This is a genomic window from Capnocytophaga sp. oral taxon 878, assembly GCF_002999135.1.
Lineage (GTDB): Bacteria > Bacteroidota > Bacteroidia > Flavobacteriales > Flavobacteriaceae > Capnocytophaga.
In genome coordinates, this window is record NZ_CP027229.1 from 803,655 (window position 1) to 826,003 (window position 22,349).

Genomic DNA, 22,349 nt, shown 5'->3' on the forward strand with positions numbered 1-22,349 from the left:
TTCATAATTGTTTTGTACTTTTGTCCCTCCAAAAGTTTAAACTTAAAAATTATATTCAAAATGGATGTACTTAATTCACCTATAGGGCTCATAGTAATACTCGCTATTGTCCTTTTTGTTACAATCTCATCACTCGTAGCTCGTTACAAACGTTGCCCTTCCGACAAAATTTTGGTTATCTATGGTAAAACCGGTGGCTCTTCAGCCAAGTGTATCCACGGGGGGGGCGCCTTTGTATGGCCTGTAATTCAAGATTATGCCTATCTAGATTTGCGCCCTCTATCCATCGAGGCGAATCTTACCAATGCCCTAAGCCGTCAAAATATCCGTGTCGATGTACCTTGCCGCTTTACCATCGCCATCTCTACCGAACACGAAAATATGAACGCCGCTGCCGAGCGCCTTTTGGGGCTTTCACCCGAACAGATTCAGGAGTTGGCAAAAGATATCCTTTTTGGTCAGTTGCGTTTGGTAATTGCTACTATGACCATTGAGGAAATTAACTCCGACCGCGATAAATTCCTTGAAAATATTTCTAAAAACGTCGATAGTGAGCTTAAAAAAATAGGCCTAAAACTCATCAACGTGAACGTAACCGATATTAAGGACGAATCTGGATATATCGAGGCCTTGGGTAAAGAAGCCGCTGCCAAAGCTATCAACGAGGCTAAGATCAGTGTTGCCGAACAAGAGAAAATAGGGGAGACCGGTAAAGCTCTTGCCGACCGTGAGAAAGATACCCAAATTGCCGAAACGCATCGTGATAGAGATGTAAAAATAGCTATCACCCAAAAAGATAAAGAAATTAGCATCGCCGAAGCTAAAAAAGATGAAACTGTGGGTATTGCCGAGGCTAAAAAGTTTGAATCAATAGGTAAAGCCGAAGCCGATCGCGATAGCCGTATTAAGATTTCCGAAGCCAATGCAGTAGCTATACAAGGTGAAAATGAGGCGCGAATAGCCATTGCCAACTCCGAAGCGCTACGCCGTGAAAAAGAAGCCGAATCATTGCGCATAGCTATTTCAGCCGAAAAAGTACAACAAGCCAAAGCGTTAGAAGAAGCCTACTCTGCCGAAGAAAAAGCCGAAACAGCTCGTTCAGAGCGTGAACGCGCTACCCAAATGGCAAACATCATTGTCCCTGCCGAAATTGATAAACAACGTGCCATTATCGAGGCTCAAGCCGAAGCCGAACGCCTTCGTGAAAAAGCAAAAGGGGAAGCCGATGCTATATATGCCAAAATGGAAGCCGAAGCTAAGGGTCTCTTCCAAATCCTTACCAAGCAAGCCGAAGGTTACAAAGATGTGGTAGGCGCTGCAGGTGGTGATCCTACAAAAGCTTTTCAACTATTGCTCATCGAAAAACTACCCGAATTGGTACGCACTCAGGTTGAAGCTGTTAAAAATATCAAAATTGATAAAGTTACCGTATGGGATTCTGGCAAAAATGAAGATGGTAATACCGCTACAGCCAACTTCGTATCAGGTATGATGAAGACTGTACCTCCTTTAAATGATCTCTTTAATATGGCAGGGCTAAACCTTCCTACCTACCTTGCCAAAGAGGCGGAAAAAACTAAAAATGAAGCAGGAAAAACAAAAGATATACCTGCTCAAGAAGTAGAATAACACCCCGACTTTGACAAAGTTTTAAGCTTTGTCAAAGTCTTTTATATTTTTTAACCTAACACCTTACACATAATGAAATACTTAGTAACTTCTATATTCTTTTGCTGCTCAGCCTTTATGCTAGCACAAAAAGTACAGTTCACCAATGCCAAACTCGATGCTGCTACTGTATACTTTAATTCAGCCGAGTTAACCCATTATTTCAGCGCAAACCTTACCAAAGGCACTAATGAAATAGTAGTAAAGAACGTAGCCAATCGCCTTAATGAAAATACAATACGCATCTTAGCTCCTAAAAATGTAACTGTGTTATCAGCTCAGTTCACTACACAATATACCTCTACCGATAGTAATAATCTTTTACCTAAATCCAAGCAAGTAAAGGATAGTATTGATTTGCTTAGCAATCAGATAGATAAACTCAATAACCAAATTATAGCCGAAAAAGAAATTCTTGAAAAGCTAAAAAGTAACAAGTCTGTATTAGGTAATACTCCTCTAAATGTAACCGAATATGCTAAGTTTATTGATTATTCTAAAGAAAAACTAACAACTACACTCAATAATATTGATTCTTATACCGATAAACAAAATAAGTTGCGCACTCTCCGTTATGAGTTAGAACAACGTTTAAAAGGCGAAGTAGGGAAAGAAGAAACGCTCTCTAATGGTAAGTTAGTATTACAGGTAATGTGTGATACTCCTACCAAAGCCGATTTTACTCTTAGTTACATAAGTCCCAATGCATCTTGGTCTCCTTTCTATGACCTCCGAGCCGAGAGTATTACCCAGCCTATAAGTTTGCTATATAAGGCTCAAATACGCCAAAATACAGGAGTTGATTGGAAGCACGTAAGGCTTACCCTTTCCAGTGGTAATCCCAACCAAAATAACCAGATTACTTTGCTCAAGGCATGGTATCTGCGTTTTGGATATGAACGTCAAGAAACCTTAATGCTCAATAGCATAGCTTACAAACGTGTGGCTAAAGAGGTTGCTGCCGCAGATAAGGTAGAAGAATCTACTGTATCCAATTATACAAACCTAAATGAAAATCAGCTTAATACCTCTTTCGATATTACTACCCCTTATGATATATTGTCCAATAACAAATACCACAGTGTATCACTCAAAGAACTCAAAATTAAAGCAAAATATGAGTATTATGCTGCCCCTCGTGTTGATAATGGGGTGTATTTAATCGCTTTAGTTGATGATTATTCACAGTACAACCTACTTACTGGCGAGGCTAACGTTATCTTTGAAGATATGTATGTAGGTAAAACCCTTATTGATCCTAACCAAACTACCGAGAGCATACAGCTCACAATGGGTAATGATAAGAAGATAAGTATAAAGCGCGAAAAGATAACCGATAAATCAGAAACTAAGTTCATTTCAAGTTATAAAGAGCAAACCTTTACCTATGAAATAACTGTAAAAAATAATAAAAAAGAGGCTATCGATCTCAAACTAAAAGATCAATACCCTCTTAGTAATGACGAGAAAATTCAAATAGAATTGTTGGAGTCGTCAAAAGCTGAAATTAATAAAGAAATAGGTGTCCTTACTTGGGATACAAACCTCAAGGCAGGCGAAACTAAAAAGTTCCGCATTAGCTATAAAGTAAAATATCCTAAAAACGAAGTAATAGGCAATTTGTAAGTTACAAATTAGTTTATAGTAAATTAGCAAATCAATAATGACTTTATTTAAAAAAGACCCTTTTGGGCATACTCTTTTTGTCAAAAGATGGCTCATTCGCCTCTTCGGACTCATTACTCATAGTCGCTATGATGGTTTTAACCAACTCAATATTGAAGGCTCAGATGTGATTCGAGAGTTACCTCCTACCAATGTATTATTCATTTCTAACCACCAAACCTACTTTGCCGATGTAACGGCTATGTATCACGTATTTAATGCAAGCCTCAAAGGGCGCAAAGATACTTTAAATAACGTAGGCTACTTATGGAATCCTAAGCTTAACATTTATTATGTAGCAGCTTCCGAAACAATGAAGTCTGGCATATTGCCCAAAATATTGGGCTATGCAGGAGCTATACCAGTAAACAGGACTTGGCGCGAAAAAGGCAAAGAAATACATCGTGAAGTGCGCCAAGCCGATGTCGAAAACATAGGTATTGCCCTTTCCGATGGCTGGGTAATTACCTTTCCTCAGGGTACTACTTCTCCTTGGAAACCCATTCGCAAAGGTACAGCACACCTCATCAAGCAGTACAAACCTGTAGTTGTACCTATAGTAATTGATGGCTTTAGGCGTTCTTTTGATAAAAAGGGAATTAACATTAAAAAGAAAGGGGTTCAACAATCAATGATTATTAAACCCCCTTTACAGATAGATTATGAGAATGATACAGTTGAAGAAATCGTTACTCAAATAGAAATGGCTATTGAGCAACATGAGTCATTCTTAAAAGTTAAAAAGTTAGAACCGAATAATGCGCCACAAGTAGAAGGTAAACAGTAATCCTATACTAGCTAGTCCTGCTCCCATTAGTGATGGATAATTAGTACTAAGTCCATATAGCAAAGGCAACCCTCCTACATAAGCGCCTATAGAGTTAGCTGTATTAAAGCCTGCCTGCATAAAAGCTGCCCCCATCATTTCCGATTGTGGTGCACATCTAAAGATAAGCATATTTAGCGGCGCTCCTAATGACATCGACATAGCTCCACATATAAAGGTTAGTAACCATGCTACAGGTTGTATATGTGAGAAAAAGAAGACTAATAGTAGTATACTAATAAGCAATAGCAAAATATAAATAGTAGCTTTAACCGGCGATGAGCGGTCTGTGAGCCATCCTCCAAAGAGGTTTCCCACTACCATTCCTGCCCCTGCTACTATCATCACTACCGATTTCATATCAGGGTCTATGTGAGCTGATTCTAACATTAAAGGTTGTATATAGCTGAACCATGCAAAAAGCCCACCACAACCCAAAGCAGTAATAGCCAATACTAACAAAGACCTCGGATTGAAGAATAAACGCACTTCACGCTTCACCCCGAGGTCTCTCTTATTCTCCACATTAGGTAAAAAAAAGAATATAGAAAGCATAGTAAGTAATCCCAACACTGATACACACCCCATTGCAATACGCCAACCTGCTAATGCCCCTACATAAGTAAGTAAAGGCACCATTATTAAATTAGCAATAGTGAGCCCTGCAAACATAATTGAGATAGCAAAAGCTTCTTTGCCTTTAGGAGCTAATTGTTTAGCCACAATAGCACCTACTCCAAAAAAAGCTCCATGTGGTAATCCCGAAAAGAAACGGGCTAATAATAAAGTAGTATAATCAGGTGAAAAGGCCGAAAGTCCATTGAAGAGAGAGAAGAGTAGCATAAAAAACAAAAGTATCTTCTTTGGGTTATATGAGGCAGCCAAAGCAATGAGTGTAGGTGCTCCTACTACTACGCCTATAGCATAAGCTGAAATAAATCTACCCGTAATAGCATCTGTTAGGCCCATATCTTCGCCTATTACGCGCAATAACCCCATTATTAGGAACTCTGTAGCTCCTAAGGCTAAGCCTCCTATAGCTAGAGGCCAAAGTTTTTTAATCATAGTTTTTATCTTTAAGCGCGCAAAGGTATAAAAAATTATTGATGATGATAGGGCTCATTTCTCAAAATAGTAAAAGCACGGTACAATTGCTCTACAAAAAACAATCGTATCATCTGGTGTGAAAAAGTGAGTTTTGAAAGAGATAATTTACCATTAGCTCGCTGATATACCTGCTGTGAAAAACCGTATGGACCACCAATAACAAAAGTTAGTTGCTTAATAGCAGCATTCATTTTCTTTTGAAGTTCATCTGCAAAGGCTATAGAAGTATATTCTTTGCCTCTTTCATCTAAAAGAATAAGATGATGTGATGGTTCTAGATTCCCAAGTATAAGTTCACCTTCTTTTACTTTTTGTTGCTCTTCTGATAGTGATTTATTATTCTTAATATCAGGCAAAAGTTGTAACTCAAAGTTAATATAGTATGATAATCTTTTTTCATACATGCCAATAAGCTGTTGTAAGGCAGAGTTATCAGTTTTCCCCACAGCGATTAGTTTAATATTCATCTTTTTAAAGTTTTACCTAAAAAAAGCCAAAGGTATAAGCCTATTTGGCTTGCACCTTTGGCAAAAGTATCTATTCTTTAATTTCTATTTTCCTAAAAGAAGAATCTTTCTTTTTCTCCTTTTTCATTTAATATTTCTAATGAATTACGATTACGTGATGATAAACTAGACATAGTACTTTTTAGTTCATCTACATCCTTAATAGCTTTGCCATTTACAGAAAGCAATACTTTTCCTACAATGTTTATATTATTGTACTCATAAAACTGTCCAGCGGCAGTAACTTTCACTCCCGATTTTGTTTTAAAACGCTTATAGTCAGCTTCTGATAAGTTCTTTACTTCCAAACCTAATGATTGTATTACATAGGTAGTATTCTTTTTAAGAGTAATATTAGCAATACGTTCTTTTCCATCACGTTCATAAATTACTTTTATCACATCACCAGGGCGTTTTGAAGCTATATAGCCGCTAAGGTCTGAATATTTGTGTACTTTTACATTATCAAGTTGCCTAATAATATCACCTTTTACAAGCCCAGCAACTCCTGCTCCCGATTCTTCCTCTACTGAACCTACATAAAAACCTTCAGTTTCTTTAATGTTAAGTTTTTTAGCACTTTCCGAATCCAAATCAGTACCACGTACACCTAATACACCACGCTGTACATTACCAAATTCAATAAGGTCTTCTACTACTTTTTTAGCAATATTACTAGGTACAGCAAACGAATAACCCATATATACTCCCGTAGTAGATGAAATAGCAGTGTTAATACCAATAAGTTCTCCATTAAGGTTTACCAAAGCACCTCCACTATTTCCCATATTTACAGCAGCATCAGTTTGTATAAACGATTCTATTTTGTCTCCATTACGCTGACTAATATTACGTGCTTTAGCACTAATAATACCTGCTGTAACAGTCGAATTAAGGTTAAAAGGATTTCCTACTGCTAATACCCATTCTCCCACTTGAGTATTATCCGAGTCAGCAAAAGTAAGGAAAGGTAACTTTTCATCAGCATCAATCTTTATAAGAGCAATATCAGATGAAGGATCAGTACCTATTAGTTTAGCTGAATAAGTTTTATTATTGTTTAAGGTAACTTCTAAAGTTGTAGCATCAGCTATGACGTGATTATTAGTTACAATATAACCATCAGGAGTTATTATAACACCAGAACCTGTCCCTACTTGAGTTTGTTCATCTCCTCCATTTCCATAAAAAAGATCAAAAATAGAAGTAACTTGTCCTTTAGATTTCACAGTGTTTTTCACATGCACCACACTATTTACGGTCTTGTTAGCAGCTTCCACAAAGTTAGTCTCGCCAGTCATAGCCCTTTCAGGAGTGGTATGATTAGTTTGTACTATTGCAGGGCGTGATAGTAGTTCTAAAGCTTCTTGCTTAGCATCATGTTTGTCTATAAAAAGTTTATAACCTCCTAAGGTTAAAACTCCTCCCAAAAAGGCAGCAGTTATGAGTGTTGTGTAATTCTTCATTATATTCTTTGTTTTATTTAATTTTTCAAAATGAATTAGGCAATAAGTGTGCCAGTTTTTTCAGCTTTCAGTTTTCAAAAAACAGAGAATTAACTATTTAGAATATAAAAAAGGCTGCTTCCTCTTTAGGAAGCAGCCTTTTTGGTTTGTAAAATTCTTTTAAAAATCAAATTACAATTTAGGAGCACCAGCTAGAACATCAGGAGTAGCACCGTCTTCAAACTTCTTATCTTTAAAGTTTTGTACGAATGATTCAGCTAATTCTTTTAATTTAGCACTGAATTGTGTTTTGTCTTCCCAAGTGTTTTCTGAGTTCAAGATGCTCTGATCTGATACACCTTCACAAGATTGAGGAACTTTAAATCCAAAGATAGGTAATTCTTTGTACTCAACATTGTTAAGTTTGCCTGTAAGAGCAGCAGTGATAAGAGCGCGAGTATCTTTCAAACTACATCTTTTCATTTTTCCATTGTAACCTGTGTTTACCAACCATACATTTACGCCTGTTTCTTTGATTTTCTCAGCCAAACGTTTTCCGTATTCAGCTGGGTGAAGAGGCATGAAGGCAGCACCGAAACAAGCAGAGAAAGTTTTTTGTGGAGTAGTAATACCTACCTCAGTACCTGCTACTTTTGAGGTATAACCAGAAACGAATTGGTAAGCAGCTTGTTCAGGAGTCAATTTAGAAATAGGAGGTAATACACCATAAGCATCAAAAGTAAGGAAGAAGATGTTTTTAGGGTTATGACCTATAGATCCAGGTTGGATATTATTGATATGGTAAATAGGATAAGAAACACGAGTGTTTTCAGTAATATCGGTGCGAGCGAAATCTACAACACCTTTATCATCCATAATTACGTTCTCAAGGATAGCGCCTTTTTTGATAGCTGCGAAGATTTCAGGTTCTTTTTCAGCGGTAAGGTCTACTACTTTAGCGTAGCAACCACCTTCGAAGTTGAATACGGTATTTTCAGGAGTCCAACCGTGTTCGTCATCACCGATGAGGTGGCGGTTAGGATCGGCAGAAAGGGTAGTTTTACCAGTACCAGAAAGACCGAAGAAGATAGCAGTATCGCCGTCTTTACCTACGTTAGCAGAACAGTGCATTGGCATAGTGTTACGGAACACAGGCAATTCAAAGTTCATTGCAGAGAAAATACCTTTTTTAATTTCTCCAGTATAACCAGTACCACCTACCAAAGCAATTTTTTTAGAAAAATTAAGGATTGCAAAGTTAGTTTGACGAGTGCCATCTACAGCAGGATCAGCTTCAAAACCAGGAGCGTTTACTACTAACCAATCTTCTTTGAAAGAAGCAAGCTCACTATCTTCTACACGCAAGAACATATTGTAAGCAAATTGGTTACTCCAAGGAAGTTCAGTAATAGTACGGATATTAGTACGGTATTTAGGATCTGCACAAACATAACCATCGTGAACATAGATTTCTTTACTTGAAAGATAAGCTACTACTTTTTCATATAGCTTGTCAAATTTTTCAGGCTCAAAAGGGATGTTAATATTTCCCCACCATACGCGATCTTTGGTAATTTCATCTTTTACGATAAAACGGTCTTTAGGAGAACGACCAGTAAATTTACCTGTGTTGATAGCAATAGCTCCTGAAGAAGCTTCAACTCCAAGTTTTTTGTCTAAAGTTTCTTGGTGTAGTTCGTCAGCAGTAAGTTGGTAACGAACCTTAGCATTTTTAATTCCGTAGTTTTCTACTGAAATTGTTTTTGGGTTACTCATAATTTCTTAAATTTTTTATTTATAATTCTGTAATTTACAATTTTATATTTTCAAAGAGATAGATCAATTTATAAAATAAAATAGTAAAAAATCTACTTTATTGTTACTAAATAAGCAGAATGAAAGACAAATGTTTTCAAAAATACCTAGGTGACATTTCAAAAAACTATGTTTTTCAATTAGAATTCTATAATTCCTATTTCATACCTACAGCAAGGTATCCTTGAAAAACGCTGCAAATGTACAAATAAAATTTGTATAAAAAAAATATTCTAGCATTTTTTTAAGGTATATATACTAAGAACCATATATCAGGGTCTTTCACACTTATTAAATATGTGTAATTATCATTATAAACAGATGTTTTATAGGGACCTGCCTTAGCTAAATCTAAAAATAGACGTTCTGCTTCTCTATAATAAAAAAGACTATTTTTGTAAGTGTTATCTCCTATAGTAGGCATATCTTTTATAAGTATTTCTAACTGTTTTTCATTACTACTATTAGCCATCCCTACAAAGTCCATTTCGTAATATATACTGCTAGTATTATCAAGGTTATTTTTTTCTGCTATATAACCATGTATTCCTGCTGCTTGTTCTTGGTCATTACCCATAAAAGTTACTAATCTGATATAGTTTAGTAAGGTATAACTTTTATCTTTCGAATTTTCTACTGCTTTTTTAGCCTTATTAAATATATTCATAGCTTTTTCTGAAGCATTATAGGTGTCAAAAGTTATGTACGCAGCATTACTACTTAGAGTAATAGGTGAGGTTACAAAATTACTAGTAATACTGCCATCTGCACTTACTAAGGCAGTTTTAGTGTCATTAAAATAGAATTCCTCAAAAGTTACTCCATTAATTTTAATAGGTTCATACAGTTTAATACCTTTTTCAGTAATAATAAATGCTGACTGTATGTATTTTTGATTGTTATTGTATATAAAAGTAAGTTGTCTGTAACTCGGAAATAACTTAAGTATTACCTCAGTACCTCCTACATTGATAGGCAAAAGACCTTTGTACAGGAGAGCTTTACTATTCTCACGTATTTTATTCAAAAAAGTTTCTCTATTTCCTGTGAACTTTTTTAAAGTCATAATATTGTTAGAAGTACGTCCCCGCAAGGTAAAAGTATCATTTTCATACTTCAAAATGATAAAGTCAGTTTCACCCCCACGTGCATTAGGAAATGATGAAGATACAAATCTAAAGTGATGTAACACGTTATTGAAGGTATCAAAGCTAAGAGTAGGTCCCTCTGTAATATCGTATGAAAAAAAAGAAGTTTCTTCTGTATTAGTGTAACTTACTTCTGATGAAGCTGCCACTTTACCATCTTTCAGTTTTATCAAAAAATTATAACCTCCTATGCTTCTGTGTGCTTTTGGGAAATCTTTATCAGTAGCAAAAATTTCAGGCTGATAGGGGTATACCCAATAACCTACTTTATATTGCTCTGGGTAGTAAGTTAACAGCCAATAGTTGTCATTTTCTAAGATCTCCTTATAACTATTAAGTGAATTTACAGTACGCTCTGAGGCTCTCTGTGTGAAAGTTTCCTCTTCTTTATAATTACAACTTATAAAGAGAAGGAAAGATAATGATAAGAATATATATTTTTTCATTGTTATATTAACGGATTAATTTAGTAAAATCTTTTCGTTCTACAGGCACACCATCAAAAGTTTTACCTGCTACGTATGGGTATCGGTTGCGAATCTCAGCACGTAGTTCATCAAGATTAATATTCCATTCATCTTGTAGATATTTCTTCATTATAGCTATTTTTTGTTCTATTTTTTGTTTACCAGTATAGGTCTCAGTAGGTCTTATTTTTCTATCTGCTCTTTTTAGAACTTCTTCCCATACGCTAGTTGATTCATATGGAGTATAGTTTTCTGAGAGGAGGTTGCCATAATTACTAAATTTTGCTTTCCAAGCAGTGTATAGAGTATCGTTAAAACCATCTCCATTAGCATCTAAACTACTATCAGTAGTAGCACAGTCACAATCTAAACTTGCATTGTAATATACTATATAACGTGCTAATAATTCTACAAAATCTTCATCATGATCAAAGCTTGAATAGGCTGTAATGAATCCAGCTCTTAGGTAATTTTTAGTATTAAAATTCCATTCATTTACCCAGCGGTCATTCTTATAATCACTTGCGGATATTTTTTCATAATCTGTAGTATATAGCTTTGCCTGATGCCAAGTGTGAGCATTTTCGTGATAAAGGGTTGCCAAGATATTATCATTTAACCAATAAATATTATTAGGTTCTAAGTGATTTATCTCTGTTAGGTGTATCTTTATACCTGCAGTAGCAAGTCCTACTAACTTAGTACCTGTAGGATTAAATGCTGGCTCTCCTATTAAGATAAGAGTGTTAAATGAATGTTCTTTCATAAAAGCCTTAGAGGTAAGCTTCACATAGGGTTCAATAAATAAATAATTGAATATGTTAGCAAATTCTATAGCTTTACTATACTTAGTAGGAGTATAAGTATAAGTTCTACTTATTTCACGTTCTAAAAAACGATATAATATCTGTATATTATATGGTTTAGCAAAATTCTCATCTAAGTACTTATCCAAATCGTTTTGAGGATTCAAACTTTGGCTTTCTTCCCCATTCCGAATGATAACACTTTCATCAACTAATTTATCGTCATTATTACAGCCTAAAAATGATAAGGCTAAAAGTGTATATAGTATTTTTTTCATAGTTTATTCTTTTTATTATCTTGGGTTTGCCTCTATTCCTTTACCTATTACAGCATCAGGCAGCTGAATAGCTCTTCGCAAATCATTAGCAGGTAATACTGATTTTACTGTAGCTTCATTACGATTTGAGTTATCACTTTGGTAGCGAGCTACTTCTATATTATAGCGACGTACATCTTGCCAACGTAATCCTTCACCTAAGGTTAGTATACGTCTACACTGTAGTACGTAATGTAATAAAGGTTCTTGTACTCCATCATTAGTGATACTAAATGAGGGATTGAGATGCTTCTTTTGGGTAGCTCCATTTACTGTACTTTCTGAGTAAGCTATACCATTATAAAAACTTACAATTTCATTTTTTGTTACTGTATTACTACTAGCATATCCATTGATGGTTGTTTGCTGAATAAATTTAGAAGTAAACATATTTAGGTCTAATACAGCACTATCATATTGTCCTAAAAGTATTTTAGCTTCAGCTCTTACCAATAAAGTCTCATCTGTAGTAAAAGGAATCATTATTGTACGAGTACTATTGTCTTTGAAAGTTGGAAACTTACCATAAATTACAGCATCTCGCCTATTATCAAATACATCAAAAGGGGTAAACCAATAAAACTCATAACCAAAATTAGGTTTTCCCGAGTTACCTTGTTTATCCCAAGGGTTGGCAGTAGCTAGTGTTTCACCTGCTATACGGTGATTATGTATAAATCGACTTGCATAAGCAGTAACAAAATAACTAGATGAAAGCATTGAAATAACAGGCTGTAACATAAGATTAGCTGTTTCATCCTCACGAGTGTAATAAATGCCAAATTTTTCTATATCAGTTCCTCCTGTTTTAGTAGCATCTCTAAAATCTTGCCAGTTACGCAGCATATTTTTAGTCGTAGCGTTGTTTGTGGTTAAAACTACATTAGCTGCATCTAGGGCTTTTTGCCATTGCTGGTAATATAAATAAAATCTTGCAGCAAAGGCGTATGCAGCTTTTTTATTGAAGTGATACTTAGGCATCTCATAGCTGTTATCATCTATTAGAGGCAAACCAGCATCTAGGTCTGCATCTATTTGAGCATATACTTGGGCCACAGTACCCCTCTTATATCTGCCATCAAGCTCATTTTCTGAATGTAACATGTAAGGAATCCCCAAATCAGTAGCACTACTATTAGGGTTATAGCTATTAGAAAAAAAGTTAACTAGTACAAAGTGAGCATAAGCACGTGCTACCAAAGCCTCCCCCTTACTAGCATTAGTAGCTTCAGGGTTACCCATTTTTTCAATAGCTTCTAAAGCTGTATTAGCATGGTTGATAGCTTTGTAATGGCTTGTCCATATATTTTGTAATCCATCAGAATCAGAATATTCTTGTATTCGTTGCCAATATGAAGCTTCTTGACTTAGATAGTTCGCATAGGTTATAATAGTACCTATATCAGCTATATTATCTGATGAAAGCTCACTTATTACTGCTGTACTTGCAGTAGGGTAGGCCATAGTTACTAATCTTCTTACTTTTTCAGGAGTATCAATACGCACTTGATTATCTGGTAATTCATCAAGTAATGCATTACAAGCAGTGAAAAACAGAGCGCTAATACTAATTAATATATATATTTTTTTCATTTCTTTTCTATTTAAAAATTAGAGTCCTACACGTAGGGTGAAAATAAGCCGTTTTGCCGCAATAGGCGAATAGCCACTAGTCAAATAATCGGGATCATCACCATTTAGTTTTTTATCTGCATATAGTAGAGCAAGATTAGTGCCTTGTAACTTCATACTAAGCTGACGCAATTTGTTTTTCTTTAAGAATTCTCTACCAAAGGTATAGCCTATTGAAATTTCTTTTAACCGTATATTATCACCTTTAGCTACCCTAATATTTGAGTAATCATAGGTATCATAAGCTTGTTTTATATTACTATAACCTCCATAAAGATCATACATATAGGTAGTGTAAAGTACAGGTATATTAGTGTGATTTTCGTCACCAGGATATTGCCAACGGTTGTTTAGTTCACGTGGTGCTACCCAAAAGTCGTTATATGAATTAGTTAGTTTACGTAAGCGAACTACATTGCCGTATGAATATGTAAGTACCACCCCTAGTGAAATGCCTTTGTAGTTAAACAAGTTACTAAAACTTCCTTTATCAGTAGGTATAAGTGTACCTGAGTATTCTAAAAAGTCTACATTACGATTATCAAAACGGATACCACTTACTGTGCTATTACCATTGGCATCTAAGAAAGTAGGTAGTCCTTTATCATTCAATCCATTGAAAGGGACTGAAAAGATAGAACGCAGAGGATAACCTTCCTTAGCAAAACCTCCTACTGATTTTGAACTACTTGAGTAACCTATCATATTACGTATAGTAGGATTTGTAAGAAGTTTTGTTATTTCATTTTTAGAACGTGAATATATAAAGGAAGTTTTCCAACTGAAGTCTTTTGTTTTGATATTATTAGTTTCTAATCCTAATTCTACTCCGTGTATACTTAGCTCTGCCATATTTCCTTTTTTAGTAATAGTACCACCTACACCTTGTGTTGCTATACTACCTATCAGGTCATAACTCCTTCTGTTAAACCATTCTGCTGATATATTAATACGATTGTTAAACAAACCAAACTGAGTACCAAGGTTTAGCTCCTGATTCTTTTCATAAGTAAGATCATGATTAGCATTATCAACTATATTTAGCCCTATCTCACGTTTTGATGAGTTCCGCCAAGGTACATAGGTATAAATTTGTGAAAGTGAATTGCTAACTGATGGCGAAATAGCTGTTACTCCAAATGAAGCTTTAAATGATAAGTGTGAAAGAGGTTTAAGTTTACTAAAGAATTTTTCGTTGCTCACATTCCAATTTACCCCCACATTCCAAGTTGGCATCCATCGTATATAACGTGATTCAGCAAATTTATTAGATGCATCATAACGTAGAGTACCATTTATAGTATAACGGTTAGCAAAGGTATAACTCCCATTAGTGAAAAATGCTTGATAATTACTTGTAGTATTGTAAATGCTATAGTAAGTGCTATTTGCTTCTTGTAGTTTTTTAAAAAACAGATAAGTGTAATAACTATAGTTGCCAGAGTCAAATAGCACTCCATAGTTTTGGTTTTTATCATCAGTACTTTTGTAGTTATCCATTTCTACCCCAGCAAATGCCGATACGCTATGAAGTCCGCCTTTAAAGCTGTCGTTATAGCGCAAAGTAGCACGAAAGTGATTACTAGTAATACTACGATCTCTTCGTTCACGCACACCTCCTTCTGGCAAAACTACACTAGGTAAGTCGTAAGGATCATTAGGGTCATCGTATAAATTAGGGTTATAACGGCGCACTAATGAGTTAGGCATTGCTCTGTACGATAGTGCATAGTTAGAATTTTCTTTAAACTCAGTATTCTGCTGATTAGCATAATATCTAATAGCCCCCATCATTGTCGCTTCTACTTTTTTAGTAATTTTATAAGTAAGTTCAGCTTGTAGTCTGAGATTTGCGATATTGATATTTTTATAAGCATTATCTATTTCATTGAAGATATTGTAAGGAGCAAAATCATTTACGTAATATTCCTTAGGATTCATGCTGCGTGAGTGTGTTATAGCATAGTCGTATATATCTTGCTTAGGAGTAGTTTGTTTTTGATATGAAAGGTCTGAAATAACATTAAGTTTAAACTTAGAAGATAAGTTGTAGTTTGCATTTAAGTTACCTGAAAACTGACTCAGTTTATCTCCTTTTGTCCATCCTGGATCAAAAAGACCACTTAGTGAAGCGTAATAGGTCGATTTCTCAGTACCTGATGAAAGAGAGAGTGTATGATTCTGCATTATACTTGTTTGGAATAGCTCATTAAACCAGTTAGTATTTCTCCTTTCAGCTGCCTGCAGGTAAGCAGTACGGCCTGCTTCTGTATTAGGTACTACCGAGTTCCCATTACGATCTAATACATAAAACAAATCATACATTCGCCCTATAAGTCCCTTATTTTGAGTAATAGATTGGTTTTCCGATTTGAAGTGCCCACCTCTCATAAGTTCTTGTATTAGCGACATCTGGTCTTGTGAGTTCATAATATTATACTCACCGTATGTAGGTATAAATCTAAAAGTTGATTCATTTGTATAGGTAATGCTACTACCACCTGTACTACCTCGTTTAGTAGTAATTGCTACAACCCCTCCTATAGCTCGTTGCCCATAGATAGCTGTAGCTGAAGCATCTTTTAGTACCTTAAAACTCTCTATACTCTCAGCTGTAAGGCCTGGTATAGCTGCTGCTATAAGCATCTTAGCATCATCCGATACAAGATCTTCAGGCTTTAAATCTATAGTTCCTTGCAATACCACACCATTTAGCACCCATAACGGTTTAGTAGACCCCGATATAGAAGTAGCTCCACGTGTATTTGTATTCATTGGTGTTTGCGCAGTAGTAGTATTTGTGGTTGTGCCAGTAGTAAGAGTAGCACTACCCGAAGTAAGAGTAGTAGTGCTTGTACGAGTTTGTATCTGCCCAAAAACAGACATACACCCACTCATAACTAATAGCAAAAAAAATAGTGTTTTTAGTTTTTGCATATTCATCTTTTAATTTTAATAAGATAGTTGTTTTTTGTTCGTAAGAATAGTTGTTACTCTCAGGGCGCAAATGTAATAAAAAATAAATACTAATACAAAAAATTAATAAAAAATTAAGGTAAGCATAGGAAATTTTTCTGTATCAAAATAGAAAAGAAGTCCTTATGTTTACCTTATAACTTGTAATAAGAATAATAAATTAAATAACAAAATACCAATTTTTTACCCTAATAACTAAAATTTAATAATTAAACCCAAATAAAAAGGCGCAATCAGCTTTAAATAAACTAATTACGCCTATATAGTAGCGGGAACTGGACTCGAACCAGTGACCTTCGGGTTATGAGCCCGACGAGCTACCTACTGCTCTATCCCGCGATTTCTGGGTGCAAAAGTACAACCTTTTTTTTAAATACCAAACTTTTTGGTAACTTTTTTTTATTTTTTTTACTTCAAAATATATACTCTCCTGATTCTGTGAGCCATAGAAGTTATCAACTCATACGAAATTGTACCTGCCGATTCTGCCAAAACCTCCGCTGTATGCTCTTTATCGAATACTATTACCTCATCTCCTTCCTCACAAGCTATGTCTGTAACCTCTACCAAAATCATATCCATGCATACATTCCCTATAATAGGTGCTTTCTGCCCATTAATAAAAACAAACCCTTTACCTTTACCATAAATACGATTGATACCATCTGCGTGTCCTACTGGTATAGTTGCTGTTTTAGTAATATGATCTGCTATATAACCACGATTATAACCTAAGCTATCGCCTACTTGCAAAGTATGAATTTGTGAAATAACACTCTTCAAAGCCATTATGGGCGTCAAATTCTTCTGTAATACAACATCATTAGCAAAACCATACATACCTATACCACAACGCACCATATCAAACTGCGCCTGCGGATAGTTCAAAATCCCCGATGTATTACATTGGTGATAAATTACCTTGTAGGGTAGAGCAGAAGTTATTTTTTCTTGGAAAGCTATAAAAGTCTTTATCTGGTTCTCTGTAAATTCCCTTTCAGCCAAATCCTCCGAAGCTGCCAAATGTGAATAAGCAGTTTTTACTTCTACCACACTGTTATTTTTTAATAAATCAAGTACCTCATCTACCTCGCCTATATTAAATCCTAACCGATTTAACCCTGTATTACATTTTAAGTGCACCAGGTATTTATTTAAATTATGATTTTTACCATACTCCAAAAACAAATCCGTAATACGTTTTGAGTATAAGGTGGGCTCCAAATTGTATTTTACAATATCATCAAAATGAATAGGTTGGGGGTGTAATACTAGTATAGGTAAGGTAATCCCTGCTTCTCGTAGAGCTATCCCTTCAGAGGTATAAGCTACGGCAAAGTAGTTAGCCAACTTCTTTTTCTGAATATGAGTAGCTATAGCTACAGAGTTGTTTCCGTATGATGAGGCCTTTACTACTGCTAAAAACCAAGTCGTAGGTTTCAGCCTACTTTTCAAATAATGTATATTTCTCTCTAAAGCGTTAAGGTCAATTTCTAATACTGTTTCTTCAGTTTTCATTTATTCTTTAATTTTTCCAACATTAATCTTGTTTGTTCCGATAAAACTAATCTACCCGAGATAGCAGCATTTTCTATCAGTTCTTCCTCCCAATGCCCAGTATGTTGCCAAGTAACACGTTTCATTTCCGATAAAGCTATAGGGTTTGATTTTAACAGTGTAGTTACAAAATGCTCTATGCCTTCATCCATATCTTTATTATTTTCAAATACACGCGCCACCAATCCCTTTTGCTGAGCCCAATAAGCACTTTTCCATTGGTCAGGAGCCATAAAAAGCTCATTCAAAGCGGCTTGTCCTGCTTTACGCAAAATTACAGGCGCTATTACAAACGGACCTATTCCCAGTGATAGTTCCGAAAGCTTAATACTCAGCGCTTCTGTAGCAAACACGTAATCCAATGCAGCCAATAAGCCTACGCCTCCTCCTACAGCCTTACCTTGTACTCTTCCAATAATAAGTTTCTTACAACGGCGCATTGCTAAAAAAAGATGAGCAAACCCTTCAAAAAAACGCTTACCTTCAGCCTCATTGCTCACTGCCAAAAGCTCATCAAATGAAGCCCCCGCACAAAAAGCCCTATCGCCCTCGCTTCTTAAAAGTATGATACTTACATCCTTATTTTCAGAAAGCATATCTATTTCTTTAGTAAGCCTTCTCAAAAGCTCTAAAGGAAATGAATTAGCATTCGGATGACCAAAGGTGGTGATTGCCAGTTGTTTATCTATCGTCGTGTACAACGATCCTTCTTGTCTATCAGTCATAATTACAACAAATTTATTGCAAAAGTATGATTTTTTTCGTAAATAGTTTGTCAATCTTAAAAAAATATTTTACCTTTGCAGCGCAAAAATGGGGATGTAGCTCAGTTGGCTAGAGCGTTTGGCTGGCAGCCAAAAGGTCGTGGGTTCGAGCCCCATCTTCTCCACAAAACAATATAACAAGAGCTAAAACAGAGTACATCTCTGTTTTAGCTCTTTTTTTTATAAGCCTTATAATCAAACCATATATCTATCATCTCCTCACTACAAATCACCAACTCAAATCCTCTCCAAATCTCATCCATTTACCACACCCCAACACTCTCTCCCCAACTTATCTTCAACTACCACCTGCCTCTACCTATAACTACTGCCGAATACCTCAATCCATAACTCTAAGCTGAACGAACGAATAACGAAGGATAAACGAACTATAAACGAAGGATAGTTAGCCAGCTGGTGCAGCTAAGTATGTCGCGAACGATAGTTCTAAGCTATTAATTCCAAGTTATGATCTAAGATAAGCCCTCCCTTTTCTCTGCCTACCACTAATTCCTATTTCCTAAACCCTATCCCCTAAATTGCTAATTACAAATTATTTTGTATTTTTGCTCCATCAAAAAACAAACGCTATGCCTCGTAATCCTCTTATCGATGTTCTCAAAGGATTTGCTATCATCTTGGTCGTCATAGGGCACGCCTCACAATGGTTCACTGCCGATGATCGCACCAACCCTTTATATGTAACCATCTATGCCTTTCACATGCCCCTCTTTATGTTCCTTTCAGGCTATGTGAACTTTAATACAAAAGGACAAATCAGCCTAAGCAAGCGCTTCCAAGTACTTGTAATCCCTTTCTTTATATGGTTTCTTATCTCTGCCGCCTATCACGGTTATATTCTCAATTCCGAAAAAGTATATCATTACCTCTCCCAGCTCATTTATGAACCCACAAAAGGGATGTGGTTCCTATGGCTATTATTTTGGCAATGCGTCATATTGTATATAGCCCTAAAAATCAAAAAAAATAATGAATTATGGGCAATGATAGGGCTCTGGAGTATTCTCGTTTTCACACACCGCATTACAGGCGCACAAGCTATCTTTTATGGGCTGCCCGAACTCTGTTGGTACCTAATCTATTTCTCCTTAGGGTACGCCTTTCATAAATACGAAGAAAAGGCAATCACTACACTACGTCCCTTTGCTTGGGCAAGCCTCATAGTCTTTCCCCTTTTGCTATTATTTCCTGTCGAAAAAACAAACTTTATACTCTATACCATTAGGTTATACACCTTAGCTCTTACAGGCATAGCCGCCTCCTATGTATTATGGGAAAAGTTTTGCCATTACCAAACCAAAACCAAACAACTACTAAAATATTTAGGCGGAATATCGTTAGAAATATACGTAACTCATTACTATTGTATTTTTTTAGTACCTTATATCAAAACCATTTTAGGTGATAATCTCTACCTTAATGCCCTTGTATTTACTCTTTTAGCTATTGCATTATGCGATGTAATACAACGCTTAGTCCAACAAGTTAAATGGCTCAGAAGGCTTCTTTATGGCAGATTTTAATTCCTATCAAGTTAATATAAATCTAATGTGAAGATCAAGTGTTAAATATGTTGAATAAACAGAATAATAAATAGAAACGATTTTAAAGCCTAATTAATAACAAATTCGTACCAATATTAATAGCTACATCAGTATATTTTTGAACAATTTTACCAAAGACCTACATATCTAAAATTTAAATGTATTTGAGAGAATTTCAATACTTTTGAATTTCACTATGGCACAAAAACATTTCTTTTTAAAGACTTATACGAAAAGGGAATTTTAAGCAAACAAACTGTATTAACAATTAAAATAAAAAACTATATTATACACTATTTTTGAGTGTCCTCATTGCCATAAACAAATTCTTATAGCCTATTGAGTGAGAGAGAAAAATAACAACCGCTTTATATCTGAAATAGCTGGAGCTTTTATTTTGGGCTAAAACACACCTCCTTCCTGCTATAGTTTATTTTAAAAAAGGCAGATACGAAGTAACCCTAAAAGTTTCTAATGGGTATAATCCTCAAACTTTTTCAGATTTTATAATTGTTATATAACCCAAAAAAACGTAAGATGAAAATCTCAAATAAAAAAATAATTATATCAATATGTATATTGATTTCATTTATATTTTTATCGCGCATAAAAATGCGTCATAAAGATTTATGTAACGGATTTATCAATGAAAAATCGTTTGTATTAGGAAAATCTACGATTAAAGATATTCAAGAAAGATTTAATATTTACAAAGATTTAGAAGTTTTCCCCAATAATGATAGCCTTTATATTACTAAGATTGAGGAAAAAGAAGGTTTTATAAAAATATTATCTCAAAAAAGATTCCTATTTAAGGATAGTTTACTTCAAAAAGTCGAATTAGAGGTAAGCACAAGTTGCTGCTGGAATAATGATTTCAAAGAAAATGATTTTGTATTGAAAAAAGATGAAATTTTCAGAGAATATGACAAGTATATTTATACTATAAAATCAAAAAATTCAGAATCAAAATGCTTTAATTTTCAAAGTATTGATACAACAATGTTTAATAAAGCTACCTTATTTAAGTGGGGAGAATGAAGCCTACAAAAAGCCTTTAACTATAATTAAGTTATGTATTTGAATGACTTTAAACAGGAATACTTAATAAATTCATTAAATGAATTAAATAATATATTAGTGAAACGTTTTTTTCAAGAATCTAATCATTTCATTTTAACCTTTCAAGATTATGGTTTTCCTCAATTATCTTGTTTTGTAAAAAGAGATATATCAGTAATATACTACTTAGATACGCAAAAAAGTTTTATTTCAAAAGGTCATAATATTCACAGCAAGGGGAATGAAGTATTTTATGAAGCAGAAGGTTTTGGTTGTGAAGTTTTTCTCCCAAAATCTAGTGTAATTCCTATAAATAAATTTTATGAAAGTACTCAATATTTTTTCGAAACACATAATAAACCTACAAATATAAGTTGGTTAGAGTTATAAAGAGAAAGCACTATTAATAGACGAAAATATAAATATTAAATTATTAAGGCTATGCACATAGACAACCTAAAAATAATTCTTTTAGAATCAGATTTAGCTAAACTGGAAGAAAGTTTAAAAGAATATTAAATTAATGAATATGATAAATTCGGGAATTCTATATTACATTACTATTTAAAACCTAGAAAAAATGAGAAAATATCTTTTCAAGTAGTAATGGATATATTTCTTAAATATGGAGCAAATATCAATCAAAAGCAAGAAGATAAACAATTTGGATATTCTCTACTTCATTTAGCCGTTATTACTAAAAATTTAGAGGCTTTTAATTATCTCATAGAAAAAGGAGCCGATGTAAATGCTCAAGATATAAATGGAAATAGTATTTTATCTTCTGCTGTTTTTAATTATAACCGAGATACAGATTTTTATACTGAAATAATTAATAAGCTGATAGAAAAAGGAGCTAATATTTATTTAGAAAATAATTATGGGGTAAGTGCTTATTCTTTGGCTAATAATATAGCCTCTGATGTCAAGAAGTTTTTCCAGTAATGTATTATATACAAACTATAATTTTACAAGCAGTAAAATTATAGCAAACCTAATATAAGTTATATTTACATTTTAATT

At 34.7% G+C, this 22,349-nt stretch carries 17 protein-coding genes and 2 tRNA genes; 8 read left to right on the forward strand and 11 right to left on the reverse strand.

The window, feature by feature from the left end:
* The first annotated feature begins 60 nt into the window (after window positions 1-60).
* The 3 genes from C4H12_RS03580 (at window position 61) to C4H12_RS03590 (ending at window position 4,120) form a co-directional block, all read left to right on the forward strand.
* The gene (locus C4H12_RS03580; RefSeq protein WP_106097707.1) at window positions 61-1,629 is read left to right on the forward strand and encodes a flotillin family protein; all 1,569 of its coding nucleotides are present in this window, start codon (window positions 61-63) and stop codon (window positions 1,627-1,629) included.
* 72 nt (window positions 1,630-1,701) lie between these two features.
* Entirely contained in the window at window positions 1,702-3,294 is a 1,593-nt protein-coding gene (locus C4H12_RS03585) for a DUF4139 domain-containing protein (RefSeq protein ID WP_106097708.1), read from the forward strand.
* A gap of 37 nt (window positions 3,295-3,331) precedes the next feature.
* On the forward strand, window positions 3,332-4,120 hold the full coding sequence (locus C4H12_RS03590) for a 1-acyl-sn-glycerol-3-phosphate acyltransferase (protein ID WP_106097709.1): 789 nt from the start codon (window positions 3,332-3,334) through the stop codon (window positions 4,118-4,120).
* On the opposite strand, the gene C4H12_RS03595 is transcribed toward C4H12_RS03590, so the two are convergent.
* From C4H12_RS03595 to C4H12_RS03645, 11 genes are all read right to left on the reverse strand, one after another.
* Entirely contained in the window at window positions 4,079-5,224 is a 1,146-nt protein-coding gene (locus C4H12_RS03595; RefSeq protein ID WP_106097710.1) for an MFS transporter, read from the reverse strand. The genes C4H12_RS03590 and C4H12_RS03595 overlap by 42 nt on opposite strands.
* A gap of 35 nt (window positions 5,225-5,259) precedes the next feature.
* Entirely contained in the window at window positions 5,260-5,733 is a 474-nt protein-coding gene (gene rlmH, locus C4H12_RS03600) for a 23S rRNA (pseudouridine(1915)-N(3))-methyltransferase RlmH (RefSeq protein ID WP_106097711.1), read from the reverse strand.
* A gap of 92 nt (window positions 5,734-5,825) precedes the next feature.
* Window positions 5,826-7,241: a S1C family serine protease gene (locus tag C4H12_RS03605; RefSeq protein WP_106097712.1), complete on the reverse strand. Its 1,416-nt coding sequence runs from the start codon at window positions 7,239-7,241 to the stop codon at window positions 5,826-5,828.
* 168 nt (window positions 7,242-7,409) lie between these two features.
* Window positions 7,410-8,993: a phosphoenolpyruvate carboxykinase (ATP) gene (pckA, locus tag C4H12_RS03610; RefSeq protein ID WP_106097713.1), complete on the reverse strand. Its 1,584-nt coding sequence runs from the start codon at window positions 8,991-8,993 to the stop codon at window positions 7,410-7,412.
* A 283-nt stretch (window positions 8,994-9,276) separates the two neighbouring features.
* A complete protein-coding gene (locus C4H12_RS03615) occupies window positions 9,277-10,626 on the reverse strand; it encodes a DUF4302 domain-containing protein (protein ID WP_106097714.1) in 1,350 nt (449 codons plus the stop codon).
* A 7-nt stretch (window positions 10,627-10,633) separates the two neighbouring features.
* A complete protein-coding gene (locus tag C4H12_RS03620; protein WP_106097715.1) occupies window positions 10,634-11,731 on the reverse strand; it encodes a substrate import-associated zinc metallohydrolase lipoprotein in 1,098 nt (365 codons plus the stop codon).
* A 15-nt stretch (window positions 11,732-11,746) separates the two neighbouring features.
* Window positions 11,747-13,363, reverse strand: coding sequence for a RagB/SusD family nutrient uptake outer membrane protein (locus C4H12_RS03625; RefSeq protein WP_106097716.1), 1,617 nt, complete (start codon window positions 13,361-13,363; stop codon window positions 11,747-11,749).
* Window positions 13,364-13,381: 18 nt separating this feature from the next.
* On the reverse strand, window positions 13,382-16,345 hold the full coding sequence (locus C4H12_RS03630) for a SusC/RagA family TonB-linked outer membrane protein (protein ID WP_106097717.1): 2,964 nt from the start codon (window positions 16,343-16,345) through the stop codon (window positions 13,382-13,384).
* Between the two features lie 299 nt (window positions 16,346-16,644).
* Window positions 16,645-16,717, reverse strand: a tRNA-Met gene (locus C4H12_RS03635).
* Window positions 16,718-16,786: 69 nt separating this feature from the next.
* Window positions 16,787-17,896, reverse strand: coding sequence for an alanine racemase (alr, locus tag C4H12_RS03640; protein WP_106097718.1), 1,110 nt, complete (start codon window positions 17,894-17,896; stop codon window positions 16,787-16,789).
* Window positions 17,893-18,660: an enoyl-CoA hydratase/isomerase family protein gene (locus C4H12_RS03645; RefSeq protein ID WP_106097719.1), complete on the reverse strand. Its 768-nt coding sequence runs from the start codon at window positions 18,658-18,660 to the stop codon at window positions 17,893-17,895. The genes alr and C4H12_RS03645 overlap by 4 nt, the downstream gene beginning before the upstream one ends.
* Window positions 18,661-18,750: 90 nt before the next feature.
* Between C4H12_RS03645 and C4H12_RS03650 the strand changes: the two genes are divergently transcribed.
* The 5 genes from C4H12_RS03650 (at window position 18,751) to C4H12_RS03670 (ending at window position 22,271) form a co-directional block, all read left to right on the forward strand.
* A tRNA-Ala gene (locus tag C4H12_RS03650) sits at window positions 18,751-18,824 on the forward strand.
* Between the two features lie 465 nt (window positions 18,825-19,289).
* Window positions 19,290-20,243: an acyltransferase family protein gene (locus tag C4H12_RS03655; RefSeq protein ID WP_106097720.1), complete on the forward strand. Its 954-nt coding sequence runs from the start codon at window positions 19,290-19,292 to the stop codon at window positions 20,241-20,243.
* Between the two features lie 633 nt (window positions 20,244-20,876).
* The gene (locus C4H12_RS03660; protein ID WP_254424805.1) at window positions 20,877-21,305 is read left to right on the forward strand and encodes a hypothetical protein; all 429 of its coding nucleotides are present in this window, start codon (window positions 20,877-20,879) and stop codon (window positions 21,303-21,305) included.
* A 33-nt stretch (window positions 21,306-21,338) separates the two neighbouring features.
* On the forward strand, window positions 21,339-21,716 hold the full coding sequence (locus tag C4H12_RS03665; RefSeq protein ID WP_106097722.1) for an immunity protein: 378 nt from the start codon (window positions 21,339-21,341) through the stop codon (window positions 21,714-21,716).
* Between the two features lie 159 nt (window positions 21,717-21,875).
* Entirely contained in the window at window positions 21,876-22,271 is a 396-nt protein-coding gene (locus C4H12_RS03670; RefSeq protein WP_371514493.1) for an ankyrin repeat domain-containing protein, read from the forward strand.
* Window positions 22,272-22,349 lie beyond the last annotated feature (78 nt).